This is a genomic window from Mycobacterium sp. ITM-2016-00318 (assembly GCF_002968285.2).
Lineage (GTDB): Bacteria > Actinomycetota > Actinomycetes > Mycobacteriales > Mycobacteriaceae > Mycobacterium.
In genome coordinates this window covers 3,239,216-3,258,720 of record NZ_CP134400.1, presented here as the reverse complement: position 1 = coordinate 3,258,720, position 19,505 = coordinate 3,239,216, and the positions used below count along the sequence as shown (strand labels likewise).

Genomic DNA, 19,505 nt, shown 5'->3' with positions numbered 1-19,505 from the left:
TGGTGGCAGAGCGCGTACACCGACGCGTCGTGCGTCCTAGACTCGGGCCGGTGAGCAGGATTCCAGCCGCTGAGGATGTGCTCGACCCAGGCGAGGACGTTCTCGATTTGCCTCATGTCGCGCAATTGCTCGGCATTCCGGTGACAAAAGTCCAGCAGCACCTGCGAGACGGCCATCTCGTCGGGGTGCGCCGAGAAGGGTCAGTGGTGGTGCCGAAGGTCTTCTTCGACGACACCGGTCAGGTCGTCAAGAGCCTGCAGGGGTTGCTCGTCGTCCTGCACGACGGCGGATACCAGGACACCGAGATCGTGCGCTGGTTGTTCACGCCCGATCCGTCACTGACGATCAGGCGTGACGGATCGCCCTCGGGGCAGAACAACGCGCGTCCGGTCGACGCGTTGCACTCCCATCAGGCTCGCGAGGTGGTGCGCCGCGCCCAGGCGATGGCGTGCTGATCAGGATCCCGGTACAGCGAGTACCAGGCCGCCACGGCGCAGCAGGTGGCCAGCAGCACATGGATCCATGAGTACATGCCGTGGCTGCCATCGGGTTTGAAGATCACCATGATCCAGGTGGAGAAGCCGGCGATCAACGCGATCGCCTGTCTGCTCTGGGCCAGCGCGGCGATGATCGCCAGCGGCCACGTGTAGTACCACGGCAATGCAGCGGGAACGAACAGCACCACGATCACCATCGCCAACGCGATTCCGGTGAGCACCTGGCGATCGGTGTGCCGGAACCGCCACCACAACAAGGGAAGTGAGATCGCGATGATCGCGATGCCGATGATCCGCGCGACCTCGAGGACGGCGTAGAAGTTCACCCCGAAGAAGAGGCCGCCGACGGCGTTGACGAGGTTGGATACGGCGGTCGGCACCGTCAGCCAGTTGATGATCTTCACCGAGCCGGCCAGTGCTGTGAGCCAGCCGAGACCCACTCCGGCGAGACCGGAGAGGACGGTGAACACGGCGACGAAGATCGCGATCGACCCTGCGGTCGCGGCTGTGAACGCGCGCAGCGGCGACAGGTCGCGGCTGTCCCGCAGTTGCCGGGCCCAGACCCACACCATGAACGGAAGGGCAAGACCCGCCGTGGCTTTCACGGCAACAGCGACGACGATGAGAGCGTTGCCCGCGATCGGGTGCCTGCCGAATATCAGCGCGATGCCCGCGCCCATCAGGCCGACCATCAGCATCTCGTTGTGTACGCCGCCCATCAGATGGATGATCACCAATGGGTTGAGCGCGCAGATCCACAGCGCGGTGGCGCCGTTGCCCCCGACGTGGCGGGCCAGTCGGGGCGCGGCCCAGACCAGCAGGATGAGCCCCGGCAGCATGCACAGCCGCAGCACCATCGTGCCCGCGATGACGTGGTCGCCGACCAGCATCGTGACGAATTTCGCGACCAGGATGAAGGCAGGCCCGTACGGCGCCGTCGTCGTCGTCCAGATCGGGCTCACGTTCTCCAGCAACGGGTTCGGGTTGTCGACCGGACCCACGGCATATGGGTCGAAGCCGTCGCGTAGCAGCGCGCCCTGAGCCAGATAGGAGTAGGTGTCGCGGCTGAACACCGGCACGGACAGCAGCAGCGGGGCCAACCAGAAGCCGGTGGTCGCGACCATCGTGTACTCGCGCGCCGAACCGTCGATCACGGTGCGGCCCAACCGTAACCAGGCGATCAGCATCACCGCGACGCCGCCCCACAGCAGCACCGACGACAGCACGAGCCCGTGCCCGAACCGCAACCACGACAGGTGCATCGACTCGAGCAGCGGATCGTGCAGCCGGGTGCTGCCCGCACCGACGCCACCGGCGGTGATCATCACCGCGCCGAGGAAGCCCAAAAGCGCGGGCCTTGCCTCGGGTGACTTGGCGAACGCGCGCAGCCGCGACATGGTCGTCGAAGCCATATTGCTCCTCACGTCCGCGGTCTCAGGCGGACCGGTTGGCGGCCAACCTGGCGAACGTGGACAGTCCCGCCTTCGCCTGCTCGTTGATCGGCGCGGCGCCGATGGCATCCAGCGAGCGGCTGGTGAGCATGTCGATGTGCTGCTCGACGGCGGCCAGCGCGCCGACCGAGTCGATGACGCCGCACAGCTCGCGCACCCGGCCGTCGGAGAGCTCGGTGCCGACCGACGAACGCAGCAGCTTGGCCGCTTCCGGATCCGACTTGTCGGCGAGTTCGATCGCCTCGGCGAGCAGCACCGTGCGCTTGCCCGACCGGAGGTCATCGCCCGACGGTTTACCGGTCACTGCGGGATCGCCGAACACGCCGAGCACGTCGTCGCGGAGCTGGAACGCCACCCCGAGATCGTTGCCCACCTCGAAGAAGATCGCCTGCACGTCGGGCCGGTCGGCGGCCGCGGCCACTCCCAGCTGCAGCGGCCGGGTGACCGTGTAGGAGGCGGTCTTGTAGGTGTTCACGTTCATAGCCGACGCGACCGTCGTCGCTCCGCTCGATTCGGCGACGATGTCGAGGTACTGGCCGCCGAGCACCTCGGTGCGGATGTCGGCCCAGACCCGCTGCACCCGTCGCCGCGCGTCGATCGACAGGTCGGCGGTCGTGACGATGTCGTCGGCCCACACCAGCGCGAGGTCGCCGAGCAGCACCGCAGCCGACAGCCCGAACTGCTCCGGCGAGCCGGTCCAGCCGCGTTCGTGATGCTTTTGCGCGAAGATCCGGTGCACCGTCGGCAGACCTCGACGGGTGGCCGAATCGTCGATGACGTCGTCGTGCACCAGGGCGCACGCCTGCAGCAGTTCCAAAGCGGAGAACAGCCGCCACACCGACGCGTCGGCCCGCTCGTTGGGCGGTTCGGCCACCGCGCGCCAGCCCCAGTAGGCGAACGCAGGCCGAATCCGCTTGCCGCCGCGCAGCACGAACTCCTCGAGCGCGGCGGTCAAATCGGCGTACTCGGTGCCGATGTAAGCGGCGCCCGCTCGGCGCTCGGCCAGGTACTCCCGGAGCTGGTCGGTGACCGCGCCTGCCAACTCGACGGCTGACGGTGTGGCTGTCTCCACGCTCAGCGCCCGCCCCTTTCAGTCGTCGAAGGATCGGCGAACCGGGGGGACTGGTCGCGGTTCGCCCACGCCAGCGCGGCGAGGATGCCCGCCACCAGGAATGCCGCAAGGCCAAGCCAGATCGCGGCGCCGGTGAACGACCGGGCGCTCGGATCGGTGTAGCGCGCCTGGGCCGACATCGTGCTCACCACGCCGGGTTTGAGCTTCCATTCGACGACCTCCGCCGCCACCTGATCGCCGTTGGTGGACGTCACCTCACCGGGGAACGACACCGATAGCGACACATCTGCCTCCGGGTCGGTCAGCGACGTTAGGTCGGCGCGCCCGTCGAGGATCACCACATCGCCTGCCCGGCGCAGGGACAGGTCGACGCCCGCGGCGTCCTGGTTCATGTTGGCCAGCTGGGGTAGCTCGGCGAATGTCAGGTCGGAGAACACCGCCTGCGAGCCGACGTAGTCGTCCCTGTCGTAGTCCGAGACGGCCACCTTGTTGCTGAACGGCAGGTTGTTGAGCAACTGCGGGCCCTTGTCGTCGGCACCTCGGGGCTTCGCGGCGGCGACGATCTGCCCTGACACCCGGTCGTCTGGAGAGACGGTGATGTTGGCCCTGACCCGTACGCAGCCGACGGCCGAGGGCAGGATCACCAAAAGACCCACGATCGCCAGCAGGCGAATTCTGCGGCGGTTCGACACGAGGTCATCGTGCCAGATCCGGGCCGTCAGAGCGGTAGTGACCGCCCAAGAATCGCGAATGGACGTGGGTCGCCCGCGAAGTGATAGCCGCGGATGACGTCGGTGAAGCCCAGCCTGCGGTAGAGCCGCCAGGCCCGGTTGCCCTCCCCGTTGATCTCCGGGGTGGACAGCAGCACGTGAGCCTCGCGGCGGCCCGCGAGCAGCCTGCGGGCCAGCGCCTCACCGAGGCCGCGTCCCTGCGCGTGTGGCGCGATATGCAGCTCGGTGAGCTCGAAGTAGCTGGTCATCAGCTCCGAGATTCGGGACCGGTCGGCCCCGATCCGCTGCAATCCGGCGACCACCTGCTGTTGCCACCACTGGTCGGGGGCCCCGCAGTAGCCGTACGCGACACCGACGATCGGTGCGGCGGAGAGCTCGGGACCGGCCGCCTCCGTGTCGGCCGGATCCGGCGCCTCCACCGCGGCGACGGCCTTCCAACCGGTGCGCCGGGTGTGCTCGAGCCACATGGACGCCCGCTGGTCCTCGGTTCCACGCGGATAACGCATGGCGTCGACGTAGACGCCGAGCGCATCCGAGAGCCTGCGCTCCATATCGACGGGCGACAGATCGATGAGAAATGTCGCCAACTTCTCTCTCCGCCTTTCCTGCGCGCCGTGGTGAGGTTGTCCCGGGGAGCCAGTGCCATTATCGCCAGGCGAGCCGGTGGCCGGCGAAGGCGGTGCACGTCATACAATCAGGGCGCGAACTAGGTGGTACGGCTCAGATTCACCTCGTATCATGACTGTTAGTTGTCCGCGAACGCGGGCGTGAATGTCGTTGAAGGCCAAGTGACGGGCGGCAAGGAGGGACGCATGCCACTCTCCGATCATGAGCAGCGCATGCTCGATCAGATCGAGAGCGCGCTCTATGCCGAGGACCCCAAGTTCGCGTCGAGCGTGCGCGGCGGGGGCCTGAGGGCACCTTCGGCCCGGCGCAGGCTGCAGGGTGCGGCACTGTTCGTGATCGGGCTCGCGATGCTGGTGTGCGGCGTGGCGTTCAAGGCCACCATGATCGGAACCTTCCCGATCCTTTCTGTTTTCGGCTTCCTGGTGATGTTCGGCGGCGTCGTTTACGCGATCACCGGGCCCCGGGTGACCGGTCGCCGCGATGGCTCCGGCGCCGAGCCCGGCGGCCCGCGGCAGAAGAAATCCAAGGGTGGCGGAGGGTCGTTCACCAGCCGGATGGAAGACCGGTTCCGTCGCCGCTTCGACGAATAACGCGCCAATCACGGTGGGGTAGCCAAAACGGCTACCCCATTTTTTGTGCCTGAAATTCTCCCCACTTCGCCCCACCCGCAGCTGAGCTGGGCTTTCGCGCCGTCAACCCGAGCGCCGGGGGGCGGTTCACAGTCAGCGTGGCCCTGGTCGTGGGGAAATACGGGCGACATTTGCTGGTGTTTGGCGCAATGTGGGGGATTGTGGGGTAAAGTGGCGTCCGATGGAGCGACCGGGGCTCCTTCACGGTGGGAGGTGGCGAGATGTTCCTCGGCACCTACACGCCAAAGCTCGATGACAAGGGGCGGCTGACGCTGCCCGCCAAATTCCGCGACGCGCTGGCAGGAGGGTTGATGGTGACGAAAAGCCAGGACCACAGCCTCGCCGTCTACCCGCGCGCCGAGTTCGAAGCACTGGCACGGCGAGCATCGGGCGCGTCGCGGAGCAACCCGGAAGCCCGCGCGTTCCTGCGCAACCTCGCCGCCGCCACCGACGAGCAACACCCCGATTCGCAAGGCCGCATCACGTTGTCGGTCGACCATCGTCGTTACGCCAACCTGTCCAAGGACTGCGTGGTGATCGGCGCGGTCGACTACCTGGAGATCTGGGACGCCCAGGCGTGGCGGGACTACCAAGAGACCCACGAAGAGAACTTCTCCGCGGCGAGCGATGAAACTCTGCGCGACATCATCTGATTGGGGCTTTGAGGACCGTGTACCGCGGCCTCTGTCCGAGCCGGCCCTGGCGTACTTCCCCGACGCCAGGTCCATGCGCTCGGACAGAGACCACGGTGCATCGGGCCCTTTCCTCGGAGGGCTGGCCATGGATACGAGCCCCGACCACGGACACATCCCGGTCCTGCTCGAGCGCTGCGTCGAACTGCTGCGGCCCGCACTGACCCGGCGCAAACCCGACGGCTCCGGCGCCGTGCTGGTGGATGCGACGCTGGGGGCGGGCGGACATGCCGAGCGCTTCCTCACCGAACTTCCGGGGCTGCGGCTGATCGGCCTGGATCGCGATCCGGACGCATTGTGGATCGCCCGGGAGCGGCTCGCCCCGTTCGCCGACCGCGTCCAGCTGATGAGAACCAGGTTCGACGGCATCAACGTTGCGCTCGCTGAATCCGGCTACTGGACAAGTGGTTCGGGTCAGCCGGAGATCGACGGAGTGCTGTTCGACCTCGGGGTGTCGTCGATGCAGCTGGACCGCACCGAGCGCGGGTTCTCCTACTCGGTCGACGCGCCGCTGGACATGCGGATGGATTCAGACGCCGAGCTGACCGCGGCCGACGTCATCAACACCTACGACGAGAAGTCGCTGGCTCGAATCCTGCGCGAGTTCGGCGAGGAACGGTTCGCGGGCCGGATCGCCAAGCAGATCGTCCGCACCAGGAGCCGTCGGCCGTTCGCCCGCACCGGCGAGCTCGTCGAATTGCTCTACCAGGCGATCCCCGCGCCCGCCCGCCGCACCGGCGGGCATCCGGCCAAGCGCACCTTCCAGGCCCTTCGGGTCGCGGTCAACGGCGAGCTGGACGCGTTGCGCGGCGCCCTGCCCACCGCGATGACCGCCCTGCGTCCCGGCGGACGTATCGCGGTGATGTCGTACCAGTCCTTGGAGGACCGCATCGTCAAGAGCACCTTCGCCGCGGCGACGGCGTCGCGCACACCGCCTGGTCTGCCGGTCGAACTGCCGGGACACGAACCGGATTTCGTGAGCCTGACCCGCGGTGCCGAGCGCGCGGATTCCGCCGAGATCGAGCTCAACCCGCGAAGCGCGTCGGTGCGGCTCCGGGCATTGGAAAAGGTTGCACAACGGCCAGAAGGGACGGTCTCATGAAGGCCAAGCGACCCGCCGCCGCGCGCGGTACCGACGAGCGCAGGCGGACGCCGCGCCAGCCCGCACGCAGAGCGCAGACCGGCGCACGCGAGGAGCGGAAGAGTTCCCGGGCACGCGAGGAGCGAAAGAGTTCCCGCCCACGCGAGGAGCGAAGAAATCGCCGGTCGCCGGACGCGCCGCCGAGGCGGGGACGTCCGCGCGCGACCGACACCGCGCCGATCACGCGGCCCCAGATCAAACCGGTCCGACCGAAAAACGCCAGCCAGGCCAAGGCGCGCGCGAAGGCGCGGAAGGCCAAGGCGCCCAAGGTTGTCCGGCCGCCACTGAGAGAGCGGCTGCTCGCCCGGATCTCGGAGATCGACCTCAACCCGCGCACGCTCGTCGCACGGGTGCCGTTCGTCGTGCTGGTCATCGGGTCACTCGGCCTCGGCCTCGGCGTCACGCTGTGGCTGTCGACCGACGCCGCCGAGCGGTCCTATGAACTCGGCAGTGCCAGGGAGACCAATCAGGCGCTGCTGCAGCAGAAAGAGGCTCTCGAGCGCGACGTGCTGGAGGCGCAGGCCGCGCCCGCGCTGGCTGAGTCCGCGCGCGAACTGGGCATGATCCCGTCCCGCGACACCGCCCATCTCGTGCAGGATCCGGCAGGCAACTGGATCGTCGTCGGCACTCCCAAACCGGCCGAGGGAGTTCCACCGCCGCCGCTGAACACCCCGCTCCCAGAGGATAATCCGGCGCCGCCCGCCCAAGCCGCCGCGAGCCGTCCCGCGCCGCCGGTCGTGGAGCCTCGCGAGAGGGTCGTCCGGATGCCCGAAGCGGGCCAGCCAGCGGCACCGGCGGCACCCGCGGCACCCGTCGCCCCAGCGGTGCCCGCGGCACCCGTGGCACCAACGGCACCCGTGGCACCCCCGCCCGCACCGGATGCGGCAGGAATACCGCTCGCGGCGCCGGTGCCCGACAGCCCGCACGGCGTCAGCGGCCAGCCGCCGGGCCCGGCCGTGCCGCCCGCTGAAGCGCCCCAGGCGCCGCTGGCCGACCCGTTGGCCGCCGGGCAGCCTGCAGCACCCGCCCCGGCCGCGCCCGCGGAGCAGTTCGGCCCGCTCGCCGTCATCGTCCCCGGCTCTCCGACGTGAACCGCCCCGCCGGTCGGCGAGGCCGGAAGACACCGCAGCCGCGTTCGGAGCAGGGCCGCTCAGCCCGCGCCCGTCGTACGAGGGCGCCGGTCACCGACACCGGTTTGCGCAGTGCGTCTTTCGTGTTCCGGCACCGTGCGGGCAACGCCGTCATCTTCGTGGTCCTCGCCCTCGCGGCAGCGCAGTTGTTCAACCTCCAGGTGCCGAAGGCCGCAGGGCTGCGCGCAGAGGCCGCGGGTCAGCTCAAGGTCACCGACGTCGATAAGGCCGTGCGCGGCAGCATCGTCGACCGTAACAACGACAAGCTGGCATTTACGATCGAGGCGCGCGCGCTGACCTTCCAACCGGTCAAGATCCGCAAGCAGCTCGCCGACGCCAGGCAGAAGACAACCGAGGCGCCAGATCCCGACGCGAGGCTACGTGCCATCGCCGCCGAGGTCGCATCGCGGCTGAACAACAAGCCCGATGCCAAGACGGTGTTGAAGAAGCTGAAGAGCAAAGAGACCTTCGTCTACCTGGCTCGCGCCGTCGATCCGGCTGTCGCCGAGGCGATTTCAAAGAAGTACCCGGAGGTCGGTTCTGAGCGCCAGGACCTTCGCCAGTATCCTGGCGGTTCGCTGGCCGCCAACATAGTCGGCGGCATCGACTGGGACGGCCACGGCCTGCTCGGCCTCGAGGACTCGATGGACGCCACCCTGGCGGGCACCGACGGGTCGGTCACATACGACCGCGGCTCCGACGGGGTGGTGATCCCCGGCAGCTACCGCAACCGGCACACCGCGCTCAACGGCTCGACCGTTCAGTTGACGATCGACGACGACATCCAGTACTACGTGCAGCAACAGGTTCAGCAGGCCAAGGACGCATCCGGCGCGGGCAACGTGTCGGCGGTGGTGCTCGACGCGAAAACCGGTGAGGTGCTCGCGATGTCGAACGACAACACGTTCGACCCGAGCCAGGACATCGGCCGCCAGGAGAACCGCGAACTGGGCAACCCCGCCGTCTCGTCACCGTATGAGCCGGGGTCGGTGAACAAGATCGTCACCGCGGCATCGGTCATCGAGTTCGGGCTGTCCAACCCCGACGAGGTGCTGCAGGTGCCCGGCTCGATCGACATGGGCGGCGTCACCGTCGGCGACGCATGGGAGCACGGCGTGATGCCGTACACCACCACCGGAATCTTCGGCAAGTCCTCCAACGTCGGCACGCTGATGCTGGCGCAGCGGATCGGGCCGGAGCGCTACGCCGAGATGCTGGAGAAGTTCGGCCTTGGTCAGCGTGCCAACGTCGGTCTGCCCGGTGAGAGCGAGGGCCTGGTTCCCCCGATCGACCAGTGGTCGGGCAGCACCTTCTCGAACCTCCCCATCGGACAGGGTCTTTCGATGACACTGCTGCAGATGACGGGCATGTACCAGGCGGTCGCCAACGATGGGCTGCGCATTCCGCCGCGGGTGGTCAAGGCCACCATCGCGCCAGACGGCACCAGAACCGAAGAGCCTCGCCCCGACGGCGTGCGGGTGGTTTCCCCGCAGAGCGCGGCCACCGTCCGCAACATGCTGCGCGCCACGTTGCAGCGCGACCCGATGGGCACCCAGCAGGGCACCGGATCGACCGGAGCCGTCGAGGGCTACCAGCTGTCCGGCAAGACCGGCACCGCGCAGAAGATCAACCCGGCCTGCGGCTGCTACTACAGCGACGTCTACTGGGTCACCTTCGCGGGCATGGTCACCACCGACGACCCGCGTTACGTGATCGGCATCATGGCCGACAACCCGCACCGCACCGCCGACGGCCAGCCCGGAACCACGATGGCGCCGCTGTTCCACAACATCGCCAGCTGGCTGCTGCAGCGCGAGAACATCCCGCTGTCGCCGGACCCCGGCCCGCCACTGACTCTGCAGGCCACCTGACCCGGGGCTCGCCTGCGGGCAGGCCGGTACTGTGTCAGGGCCATGAAACTGCGTCCCAGCCATCCCGCCGGTCAGGCGCTCGGGCCACTGGCCGACTCGGTGGGCGCGGTCATTTCGGTTGCGGGCGACGGGCTGGAAACCGTCGTCACCGGCGTCACTCTGCGCAGCCAGGACGCGCAGCCGGGCGACTTGTTCGCGGCGCTACCCGGCGCGTCGTCGCACGGCGGGCGCCACGCGGCTGACGCCATCGCGCGCGGCGCGGTGGCCGTGCTCACCGATTCCGACGGCCTGGCCCACATGGGCGCCGACTCGACGGTGCCCGTGCTGGTCCGCCCCGACCCCCGCGCGGTGCTCGGAGGCCTTGCCGCGACCGTGTACGGCGACCCGTCGCGCCGCCTCCGGATGATCGGGGTGACGGGAACGTCGGGCAAGACCACCACCACCTATCTGGTCGAGGCGGGGCTGCGGGCCGCCGGACGCGTCGCCGGGCTGGTCGGAACCGTCGGCATCCGGATCGCGGGTACGGACCTGCCGAGCAAGCTGACTACCCCCGAGGCGCCCGATCTGCAGGCGCTGCTGGCGCTGATGCTCGAGCAGGGCGTCGACACCGTCGTGATGGAGGTGTCCAGCCACGCACTGAGCCTGGGACGCGTCGACGGCGTCGAGTTCGCCGTCGGCGGCTTCACGAACCTGTCGCGTGACCACCTCGATTTTCACCCGACGATGGAAGACTACTTCAACACCAAGGCCCGGCTGTTCGACCCCGTATCATCGACCGCCGCAAGCCTTTCCGTAGTGTGTGTCGACGATGACGCGGGCCGTGCGATGGCGGCGCTCGCGCCGAATCCGGTTACGGTCAGCGCGACCGGCGTCGACGCCGACTGGCGGGTCGAGGACATCCACACCGTCCAACGAGGCGCTCAGGAGTTCCTGGCCGTCGATCCCGCAGGCGTTCACCACACCGTGCGAATCGCGCTGCCCGGTCGCTACAACGTCGCCAACGCGCTGCTCGCCGCGGCGCTGCTGGACGCCGTCGGAGTGTCACCCGAGCAGGCCGCGCCGGGATTGCGCGAGGCGCGGGTGCCCGGCCGGCTGGAACCCGTCGAGCGCGGCCAGGACTTCTTGGCGCTGGTGGACTACGCGCACAAACCGGGGGCGCTGCGCGCGGTGCTCGAGACGTTGCGCGAGCAGGCGACCGGTCGCGTGGCGGTGGTGTTCGGCGCGGGCGGGAACCGCGATCCGGGAAAACGTGAGCCCATGGGTCGGGTGGCCGCCGAACTGGCCGACCTCGTCGTCGTCACCGACGACAACCCACGCGACGAGGATCCCGCCACGATCCGCTCGGCGATCGTCGCAGGCGCGGCGGGCGGCGCAGGGCAGGTCGTCGAGATCGGCGACCGGCGCGAGGCCATCGACCACGCCGTGGCATGGGCGCGTGCAGGGGACATCGTGTTGATTGCGGGCAAGGGCCATGAGGCCGGCCAGACCAGCCACGGGCAGACCCGGCCCTTCGACGACCGCGACGAGGTTGCCGAAGCCATCGAGGCGTTGGGCTCACACGCGTGATCGATCTGACGCTGGCCCAGATCGCCGAGATCGTCGGTGGCGAACTGGCTGACATCTCGGCCGCCGACGCCGCGACGACAAGATTGACGGGCTCGGTCGAATTCGACTCTCGTGCAGTGACTTCCGGTGGTCTCTTCATCGCGCTGCCCGGCGCCCGGTCGGACGGTCACGACTTCGCCGCGGGCGCGGTTGCCGCAGGCGCGGCGGGGGTGCTGGCCGCACGGCCGGTCGGAGTGCCCGCGATCGTCGTCGAACCGCGCACCGTGCCGGGAACCGACACGGCGGCCGGCGTCCTGGAGCACGACGTCGACGGTTCTGGTGCGGCTGTACTCGCCGCGCTGGCCCGGCTGGCGGCCGCGGTGGCTCAGGAGCTCGTGGCGCGCGGCCTGACGATCATCGGCATCACCGGCTCGTCGGGTAAGACGTCGACCAAGGACCTCGTCGCCGCCGTGCTCGCGCCGCTGGGCGAGGTGGTGGCGCCGCCGGGGTCGTTCAACAACGAGCTCGGCATGCCCTGGACGGTACTGCGGGCAAGCGAGGACACCGACTACCTGGTTCTTGAGATGTCGGCACGCCATCCCGGCAATATCGCGGCGCTGGCGTCGATCGCGCCGCCGTCCATCGCCGTCGTGCTCAATGTCGGCACCGCCCATCTGGGTGAGTTCGGCTCCAGGGAGGCGATCGCGCGCACGAAGGCAGAACTGCCCCAGGCTGTTCCGGCCTCGGGTGTGGCCATCCTCAATGCCGACGACGACGCCGTCGCCGCCATGGCGGAGCAGACGGCCGCTCGCGTCGTGCGGGTATCCCGAACGCCCGGCGCCGACGTGTGGGCGGGCCCTGTCACCCTTGACGAGGTCGCACGCCCGCGCTTCACCATGCACGCCGGCGACACCGAGACCGACATCACGCTCGCCGTGCACGGCGACCACCAGGTGTCCAACGCGCTGTGCGCCGCGGCGGTCGCACTGGAATGCGGTGCGACCGGCGCCCAGGTGGCGGCCGCCCTTTCCGGCGCGGGTCCGGTGTCGCAGCACCGCATGCATGTGACGACCCGCGGCGACGGCGTCACCGTCATCGACGACGCCTACAACGCCAACCCGGACTCCATGCTGGCCGGGCTGAAGTCGCTGGCCTGGATGTCCCGTCAGGGCGGAGAAGGCAGGCGCAGCTGGGCGGTGCTCGGCGAGATGGCCGAGCTCGGCGAGGACGCGATAACCGAACACGACCGCATCGGCCGACTGGCGGTGCGATTAGATGTCAGTCGACTCATCGTCGTGGGAACCGGGAGATCTATGAGCGCCATGCACCACGGGGCGGTCATGGAGGGATCGTGGGGAGGAGAGGCCACCATGGTCGCCGACGCTGACGCCGCGCTCGAGCTGCTTCGAGCCGAGCTGCGCCAGGGGGACGTGGTGCTCGTCAAGGCGTCCAATGCCGCAGGCCTTGGGAAGCTCGCAGAGGCGTTGGTCGCCTCATGAGGCAGATCCTCATCGCCGTCGGTATCGCGCTGACGGTGTCGATCCTGCTGACACCTGTGCTGATCGGGCTCTTCACCCGGCAGGGCTTCGGCCACGAGATCCGCGAGGACGGCCCGCCGAGCCACGCCAAGAAGCGCGGCACCCCGTCGATGGGCGGCGTCGCGATCCTGGCGGGCATCTGGGCGGGCTACCTCGGCACGCATCTCGTGGGGCTGGCACTCGACGGGCAGGGACCGTCGGCGTCGGGACTGCTCGCTCTCGCGCTTGCGACCGCACTCGGCATCGTCGGCTTCGTCGACGACCTGATCAAGATCCGCCGGTCGCGCAACCTCGGCCTGAACAAGACCGCGAAGACCATCGGCATGCTGGCGGCGGCGGTCATCTTCGGTGTGCTTGCGTTGCAGTTCCGCAACGCCGACGGGCTCACCCCGGGCAGCGCCGAACTGTCGTACGTGCGCGAAATCGCAACGGTCACATTGGCTCCCGCGATCTTCGTGCTGTTCTGCGTGCTAATCGTCTACGCCTGGTCGAACGCGGTGAACTTCACCGACGGGCTCGACGGGTTGGCCGCGGGCGCGATGGCGATGGTGTGCGCGGCCTACGTGATCATTACGTTCTGGCAGTTCCGCAATGCCTGCGCGTCGGCGCCGGGTGTCGGCTGTTACAACGTGCGCGACCCGCTTGACCTCGCGCTGATTGCCGCGGCGACGGCAGGGGCCTGCATCGGGTTTTTGTGGTGGAACGCCGCGCCCGCGAAGATCTTCATGGGCGACACCGGCTCGCTCGCGCTCGGCGGCGTCATCGCCGCGCTGTCGGTGCTGAGCCGCACCGAAATGCTCGCCGTCGTGCTCGGCGCGCTGTTCGTCGCGGAGGTGACATCGGTGGTGGTGCAGATCCTGGCGTTCCGCACGACGGGTCGACGGGTGTTCCGGATGGCGCCGTTCCATCACCACTTCGAACTCGTCGGGTGGGCCGAGACCACCGTGATCATCCGCTTCTGGTTGTTGACCGCGATCGCGTGCGGCCTCGGTGTTGCGCTCTTCTACAGCGAGTGGCTCACCACAGTCGGAGCCTGACGTGAACCGCCGCGCCGTCGCGCCGCTCGTGCCCGGCACCCGCGTGCTGGTGACCGGTGCTGGCATCACCGGCCGATCGGTGAGCGCCGCACTCGAGTCGACGGGTGTGCGGCTGACCATCTGCGACGACGACCCGCTGGCCCTCCAGCGACTCGTCACGCCCGCGTCCGTCGTCACCACCGCCGAGGCCGTCGACCGCATCGCCGACTACGCCCTCGTCGTCACCAGCCCCGGATTTGCGCCAACCACACCGGTTCTGGCCGCCGCAGCGGCAGCGGATGTACCGATCTGGGGTGACGTCGAGTTGGCCTGGCGGCTGGATCAGGCCGGCTGGTTCGGCACCCCGAAGCGCTGGTTGGTGGTGACGGGCACCAACGGCAAGACGACCACCACGTCGATGCTGCACGCGATGCTGGTCGCAGGCGGGCGCCATGCCGTGCTGTGCGGCAACATCGGTAACCCGGTGATCGACATGCTCGCCGAACCCGCCGAGCTGCTCGCAGTGGAGTTGTCGAGCTTCCAGCTGCACTGGGCGCCGTCGCTGCGGCCGGACGCTGGGGTGGTGCTCAACGTCGCCGAGGACCATCTCGACTGGCACGGTTCGATGGACGCGTACGCCGCCGACAAGGCGCGGGCGCTGAACGGCCGGGTGGCCGTCGCCGGGCTGGACGATCCGGTCGCGGCCGGGCTTCTCGATCGGGCGGCAGCGGAGCTTCGGGTCGGGTTCAGGCTCGGCGACCCGGCCGCGGGGGAGTTGGGGGTTCGTGACGGCGCGCTGGTCGACCGCGCCTTCGCCGACGGCCTGGTGCTCGCCGACAGCGCGTCGATCCCGGTGCCCGGTCCCGTCGGTGTGCTCAACGCGCTGGCGGCCGCCGCCCTTGCCCGCGCGGTCGACGTGCCCGCCGGGGCGATCGCCGATGCGCTGACGTCGTTTCACCTCGGCCCGCACCGCGCCGAGAAGGTGGCGGAGGTCGACGGCGTGACCTTCGTCGACGACTCCAAGGCCACCAACCCGCACGCCGCCCACGCATCCATCGCGGCGTACCCGCGGGTGGTGTGGATCGCCGGTGGATTGCTCAAGGGCGCATCGGTCGACGAGTTGGTCGCCGAGGTGGCGAACCGCCTGGTCGGGGCGGTGCTGATCGGTCGGGACCGCGCGCTGGTCGCCAACGCGTTATCGCGACACGCCCCGGATGTACCCGTTGTGGAGGTTGTGACGGGGGAGGATTCTGTGGTGCTTGAGACTAATGAGTCAGATGTGAATTCTGTGACTCGCTTGATGACTGAGGTCGTGGCCGCCGCCCGTCGGCTGGCGCGCCCGGGCGACACAGTGCTGCTGGCTCCCGCAGGCGCATCCTTCGACCAGTTCAGCGGGTACGCCGAGCGTGGAGACGCCTTCGCGGCCGCCGTGCACGCGGCGCGGTAGCGACGATGTCGACCATCTTGAGCCGGCTGAAGCTCCGCCGGACCGGTGCTGCGGACGCGGTGACCGCCGAAGGCAATCGCGAGCCGCGCACCGCGATCGGCGCCTGGCTCGGCAGACCGATGACCTCGTTCCACCTGATCATCGCGGTCGCCGCGCTTCTCACCTCGCTCGGTCTGATCATGGTGCTCTCCGCGTCCGGCGTGCACTCCTACGACGAGGACGGCTCGCCGTGGGTGATCTTCGGCAAGCAGTTGATCTGGACGCTGGTCGGCCTGTTTGCGTTCTATGCGGCGATGCGGATGCGGGTGCAGACCATGCGCAGCCTCGCGTTCACCGGCTTCGCAGTCACCATCGTGCTGCTGGTACTCGTGCTGATACCGGGAATCGGCAAGGAAGCCAACGGCTCCCGCGGCTGGTTCGTCGTCGCCGGGCTGTCCATGCAGCCCTCGGAGCTGGCGAAGATCGCCTTCGCCATCTGGGGCGCGCACCTGCTGGCGGCGCGCCGCATGGAGCGGGCCTCGCTGCGGGAGATGCTGATCCCGCTGGTACCCGCCGCCGTGATCGCGCTTGCGCTCATCGTCGCCCAGCCCGACCTCGGGCAGACGGTATCGCTCGGCATCATCCTGCTGGCGCTGCTCTGGTACGCCGGTCTGCCACTGCGGGTGTTCCTGTCGTCACTGTTCGCCGTCGTCCTTTCGGCTGCGGTGCTGGCCATGGCCGAGGGCTACCGGTCCGACCGGGTGATGTCGTGGCTGAACCCGACCGCCGACTCGCAGGGCTCCGGATACCAAGCCAAACAGGCCAGGTTCGCCCTGGCCAACGGCGGTTTCTTCGGCGACGGCCTCGGCCAGGGCACCGCCAAGTGGAACTACCTGCCCAACGCGCACAACGACTTCATCTTCGCGATCATCGGCGAGGAACTGGGCTTCATCGGCGCTGCGGGCCTGCTGTGCCTGTTCGGTCTGTTCGCCTACACCGGCATGCGGATCGCGCGCCGCTCGGCCGACCCGTTCCTTCGCCTGCTCACCGCGACGGCCACCATGTGGGTGCTCGGCCAGGCGTTCATCAACGTCGGCTATGTCGTCGGCCTGCTACCGGTGACGGGCTTGCAGCTGCCGCTGATCTCGGCGGGCGGGACCTCAACGGCGACAACACTTCTGATCATCGGCGTGATCGCCAACGCGGCCAGGCATGAACCGGAGGCGGTGGCCGTGCTGCGGGCGGGCCAGGACGACCGGGTCAACCGGCTGCTCCGGTTGCCGCTGCCGCAGCCCTACTTGCCGACCCGTACCGAGGCGCTGCGCGACCGGCTGCGGTCACGCCGTAACAAGCCTGGCGCCAAGCCGAAGCGAAAACCGGCCGCGGACAACCGACGCAAACCCCATACGGCCGACCGGCCGGTGCGACGCTCAGTGCATCATGGAGGCGGTCAGCAGAGCTCCCGCACACGCGAAGAGCGTGTCAGCAGGAGTGCCGCTGGACAGCGCCACCAGGGCCGACGGGCTCGCACACTGGAAGGTCAACGGCACGGGTGAATGGGCCCATCTCGGTAATCATCGCCGGCGGCGGGACGGCGGGCCACATCGAACCCGCCATGGCCGTCGCCGATGCGCTGCGCCTGCTGGAACCGGGCGTGCGGATCACCGCGCTCGGCACTCAGCGCGGACTGGAGACCCGGCTCATACCGGCGCGGGGTTATCACCTCGAACTCATCACGCCTGTCCCGCTGCCGCGTAAGCCCAGCGTCGACCTGCTGCGGCTGCCCTGGCGGGTGCGCCGTGCCGTCAAGGAGACCCGTCGCGTCTTCGACGACGTCGACGCCGATGTCGTCGTCGGGTTCGGCGGCTACGTCGCGGTGCCCGCCTACCTTGCTGCACGCAGGCGCCGGTTGCCGGTCGTTGTGCACGAAGCCAACGCCAGCGCGGGCTGGGCCAACAAGCTCGGCGCCCGCTCGGCGCGCCGGGTGCTGTCCGCGGTCGCCGACTGCGGTCTGCCGCGCGCCGAGGTGGTCGGTGTGCCGGTGCGGTCGGCGATCACCTCCCTGGACCGGATGGCGGAGCGGGCAAAGGCCCGCGCCCACTTCGGGTTCGCCGACGATGCACGGGTACTGCTGGTGTTCGGCGGATCGCAGGGCGCCCAGTCGATCAACCGCGCGGTCGCACCCGCGGCCAAGGACCTCGCCGCCGCCGGTGTGTCGGTGCTGCACGCGCACGGGCCGAAGAACACCCTCGATCTGCGTGAGCCTGCCGATGGTGACCCGCCGTACGTCGCGGTGCCCTACCTCGACCGCATGGATCTCGCTTACGCCGCAGCCGATCTCGCGATCTGCCGGTCCGGCGCGATGACGGTGGCCGAGGTGTCAGCCGTTGGGCTGCCCGCGGTGTACGTGCCGCTGCCGATCGGCAATGGCGAACAGCGGCTGAACGCACTGCCCGTCGTGAACGCAGGCGGCGGCCTTCTGGTCGACGACGCCGACCTCACGCCCGAGTTCGTCGGCGACACGGTCGCGGCCCTGCTCAACGACACTCCGCGACTGGCCGCGATGACCGCCGCAGCGGCCATGGCGGGCCACCGCGACGCCGCGGAGAAGGTCGCCGAAATCGCCGTGGAGGTGGCCTGGAGCCGAAAGTCGGGCCGGTGAGCACCATTTCGCTGCCCGACGAGCTCCACCGGGTGCACATGGTGGGCATCGGTGGAGCAGGCATGTCGGGGATCGCCCGCATCCTGCTCGACCGGGGTGGGCTGGTGTCGGGCTCCGACGCCAAGGAGTCGCGCGGGGTCGCCGCGCTGCGTGCGCGGGGTGCGGTGATCCGCATCGGCCATGACGAGTCCTCGCTTGGCCTGCTGCCGGGCGGGCCGACCGCGGTGGTGACCACCCATGCGGCCATCCCCAAGACCAACCCCGAGCTCGTCGAGGCACGGCGCCGCGGTATCCCGGTGATACTGCGGCCGGTGGTGCTGGCCCGGCTGATGGACGGTTACACCACCCTGATGGTGACCGGTACACACGGCAAGACCACGACGACGTCGATGCTCATCGTGGCGTTGCAGCACTGCGGATTCGATCCTTCGTTCGCCGTCGGCGGTGATCTCGGTGAGGCCGGGACGAACGCCCACCACGGCAGCGGCGACTGTTTCGTCGCCGAGGCGGACGAAAGCGATGGCTCGCTGCTGGAGTACACACCGAATGTCGCCGTGGTGACCAACATCGAAGCAGACCACCTCGACTTCTTCGGCAGCGCAGAGGCTTACGGCGCTGTGTTCGACGACTTCGTCGAGCGGTTGGCGCCGGGCGGCGCGGTGGTCGTATGCACCGACGATCCGGGCGCGGCCGCGCTGGCCGAACGCACGGCGGCGCTGGGCATCCGGGTGCTGCGGTACGGCAGCGACGGCCGGGACGACCTGGCGGGCAGGCTGGTCAGCTGGGAGCAGCAGAACACCGGCGCGGTGGCGCACATTCAACTGGCAGGCGAACACCATCAGCGGGCGATGCGGATGTCGGTGCCTGGCAGGCATATGGCGCTCAATGCGCTCGCGGCGCTGCTCGCGGCGGTCGAAGTGGGGGCGCCCGCCGAGCGCGTCATCGACGGGCTCGCCGGTTTCGAGGGTGTGCGGCGCCGCTTCGAGTTGGTCGGCACGGCGCACGGGGTGCGGGTGTTCGACGACTACGCCCACCACCCGACCGAGGTTCGTGCCACCCTCGGGGCGGTTCGGACCGTCACCGAGCAGAGCGGTCACGGTCGTTCGGTGGTGGTGTTTCAGCCGCACTTGTATTCGCGCACGGCAGCATTCGCGCGCGAGTTCGGCGAAGCGCTCGACATCGCCGACGAGGTCTTCGTGCTCGACGTGTACGCCGCGCGGGAGCAGCCGATGGCAGGTGTCAGCGGAGCTTCGGTGGCACAGCACGTGAGCAAGCCGGTGCACTACCTGCCTGACTTCTCCGCGGTCGCCGAGCAGGTCGCCAAGGCGGTACGCAGGGACGATGTGGTCATCACGATGGGGGCGGGCGATGTCACGATGCTCGGTCCCGAGATCGTCGATGCGCTCGCGGCACGGGCCAACAGGTCAGCGCCGCAACACGAACCGGAAACGGGCGCGCAGTGACCGAGCAGGAGGAG

Annotated in this window: 16 protein-coding genes and 1 pseudogene; 13 read left to right on the top strand and 4 right to left on the bottom strand. The window is 69.1% G+C overall.

Going from position 1 to position 19,505, the window contains the following annotated elements:
• The first annotated feature begins 50 nt into the window (after window positions 1–50).
• Window positions 51–455: an Rv2175c family DNA-binding protein gene (locus C6A82_RS16035; protein ID WP_311101379.1), complete on the top strand. Its 405-nt coding sequence runs from the start codon at window positions 51–53 to the stop codon at window positions 453–455.
• Here C6A82_RS16035 and C6A82_RS16030 read toward each other — a convergent pair.
• Genes C6A82_RS16030 through C6A82_RS16015 form a run of 4 tightly spaced genes read right to left on the bottom strand, consistent with a single transcriptional unit; the run spans window position 410 to window position 4,338 of the window.
• Window positions 410–1,909, bottom strand: coding sequence for an alpha-(1->6)-mannopyranosyltransferase A (locus tag C6A82_RS16030; protein ID WP_311101378.1), 1,500 nt, complete (start codon window positions 1,907–1,909; stop codon window positions 410–412). The two genes, C6A82_RS16035 and C6A82_RS16030, sit on opposite strands and share 46 nt — an antisense overlap.
• 22 nt (window positions 1,910–1,931) lie before the next feature.
• Window positions 1,932–3,020, bottom strand: coding sequence for a bifunctional (2E,6E)-farnesyl/geranyl diphosphate synthase (idsA2, locus tag C6A82_RS16025; RefSeq protein ID WP_105347299.1), 1,089 nt, complete (start codon window positions 3,018–3,020; stop codon window positions 1,932–1,934).
• A gap of 2 nt (window positions 3,021–3,022) precedes the next feature.
• Window positions 3,023–3,712, bottom strand: coding sequence for an LppM family (lipo)protein (locus tag C6A82_RS16020; protein ID WP_199193891.1), 690 nt, complete (start codon window positions 3,710–3,712; stop codon window positions 3,023–3,025).
• Window positions 3,713–3,738: 26 nt separating this feature from the next.
• Window positions 3,739–4,338: an N-acetyltransferase gene (locus tag C6A82_RS16015; protein WP_199193890.1), complete on the bottom strand. Its 600-nt coding sequence runs from the start codon at window positions 4,336–4,338 to the stop codon at window positions 3,739–3,741.
• Window positions 4,339–4,563: 225 nt separating this feature from the next.
• Between C6A82_RS16015 and C6A82_RS16010 the strand changes: the two genes are divergently transcribed.
• From C6A82_RS16010 to murC, 12 genes and pseudogenes are all read left to right on the top strand, one after another.
• Window positions 4,564–4,968: a DUF3040 domain-containing protein gene (locus C6A82_RS16010; RefSeq protein ID WP_105347303.1), complete on the top strand. Its 405-nt coding sequence runs from the start codon at window positions 4,564–4,566 to the stop codon at window positions 4,966–4,968.
• A 260-nt stretch (window positions 4,969–5,228) separates the two neighbouring features.
• Window positions 5,229–5,660, top strand: coding sequence for a division/cell wall cluster transcriptional repressor MraZ (gene mraZ, locus C6A82_RS16005; protein ID WP_105347302.1), 432 nt, complete (start codon window positions 5,229–5,231; stop codon window positions 5,658–5,660).
• Window positions 5,635–6,801 (top strand): 16S rRNA (cytosine(1402)-N(4))-methyltransferase RsmH, encoded by a 1,167-nt coding sequence (gene rsmH, locus C6A82_RS16000; protein ID WP_199193889.1) that lies wholly within the window; start codon window positions 5,635–5,637, stop codon window positions 6,799–6,801. The genes mraZ and rsmH overlap by 26 nt, the downstream gene beginning before the upstream one ends.
• Entirely contained in the window at window positions 6,798–7,931 is a 1,134-nt protein-coding gene (locus tag C6A82_RS15995; RefSeq protein WP_105347292.1) for a hypothetical protein, read from the top strand. The genes rsmH and C6A82_RS15995 overlap by 4 nt, the downstream gene beginning before the upstream one ends.
• The gene (locus C6A82_RS15990; RefSeq protein ID WP_105347290.1) at window positions 7,928–9,841 is read left to right on the top strand and encodes a penicillin-binding protein 2; all 1,914 of its coding nucleotides are present in this window, start codon (window positions 7,928–7,930) and stop codon (window positions 9,839–9,841) included. Before C6A82_RS15995 ends, C6A82_RS15990 begins: the two co-directional genes overlap by 4 nt.
• 42 nt (window positions 9,842–9,883) lie before the next feature.
• Complete coding sequence (locus tag C6A82_RS15985; protein ID WP_105347288.1) at window positions 9,884–11,407, top strand: UDP-N-acetylmuramoyl-L-alanyl-D-glutamate--2,6-diaminopimelate ligase; 1,524 nt, start codon at window positions 9,884–9,886, stop codon at window positions 11,405–11,407.
• Complete coding sequence (gene murF, locus C6A82_RS15980) at window positions 11,404–12,885, top strand: UDP-N-acetylmuramoyl-tripeptide--D-alanyl-D-alanine ligase (protein ID WP_105347287.1); 1,482 nt, start codon at window positions 11,404–11,406, stop codon at window positions 12,883–12,885. Before C6A82_RS15985 ends, murF begins: the two co-directional genes overlap by 4 nt.
• Window positions 12,882–13,961: a phospho-N-acetylmuramoyl-pentapeptide-transferase gene (gene mraY, locus C6A82_RS15975; protein ID WP_105347285.1), complete on the top strand. Its 1,080-nt coding sequence runs from the start codon at window positions 12,882–12,884 to the stop codon at window positions 13,959–13,961. The genes murF and mraY overlap by 4 nt, the downstream gene beginning before the upstream one ends.
• 1 nt (window position 13,962) lies before the next feature.
• Complete coding sequence (gene murD / locus C6A82_RS15970) at window positions 13,963–15,387, top strand: UDP-N-acetylmuramoyl-L-alanine--D-glutamate ligase (RefSeq protein WP_105347283.1); 1,425 nt, start codon at window positions 13,963–13,965, stop codon at window positions 15,385–15,387.
• Window positions 15,347–16,922 (top strand): annotated as a pseudogene (gene ftsW, locus C6A82_RS15965) (putative lipid II flippase FtsW). Before murD ends, ftsW begins: the two are co-directional and overlap by 41 nt.
• Window positions 16,919–18,028: an undecaprenyldiphospho-muramoylpentapeptide beta-N-acetylglucosaminyltransferase gene (gene murG / locus C6A82_RS15960; protein ID WP_396836151.1), complete on the top strand. Its 1,110-nt coding sequence runs from the start codon at window positions 16,919–16,921 to the stop codon at window positions 18,026–18,028. The pseudogene ftsW and the gene murG overlap by 4 nt, the downstream one beginning before the upstream one ends.
• The gene (gene murC, locus C6A82_RS15955; protein ID WP_105347280.1) at window positions 18,025–19,491 is read left to right on the top strand and encodes a UDP-N-acetylmuramate--L-alanine ligase; all 1,467 of its coding nucleotides are present in this window, start codon (window positions 18,025–18,027) and stop codon (window positions 19,489–19,491) included. The genes murG and murC overlap by 4 nt, the downstream gene beginning before the upstream one ends.
• Window positions 19,492–19,505: the final 14 nt, after the last annotated feature.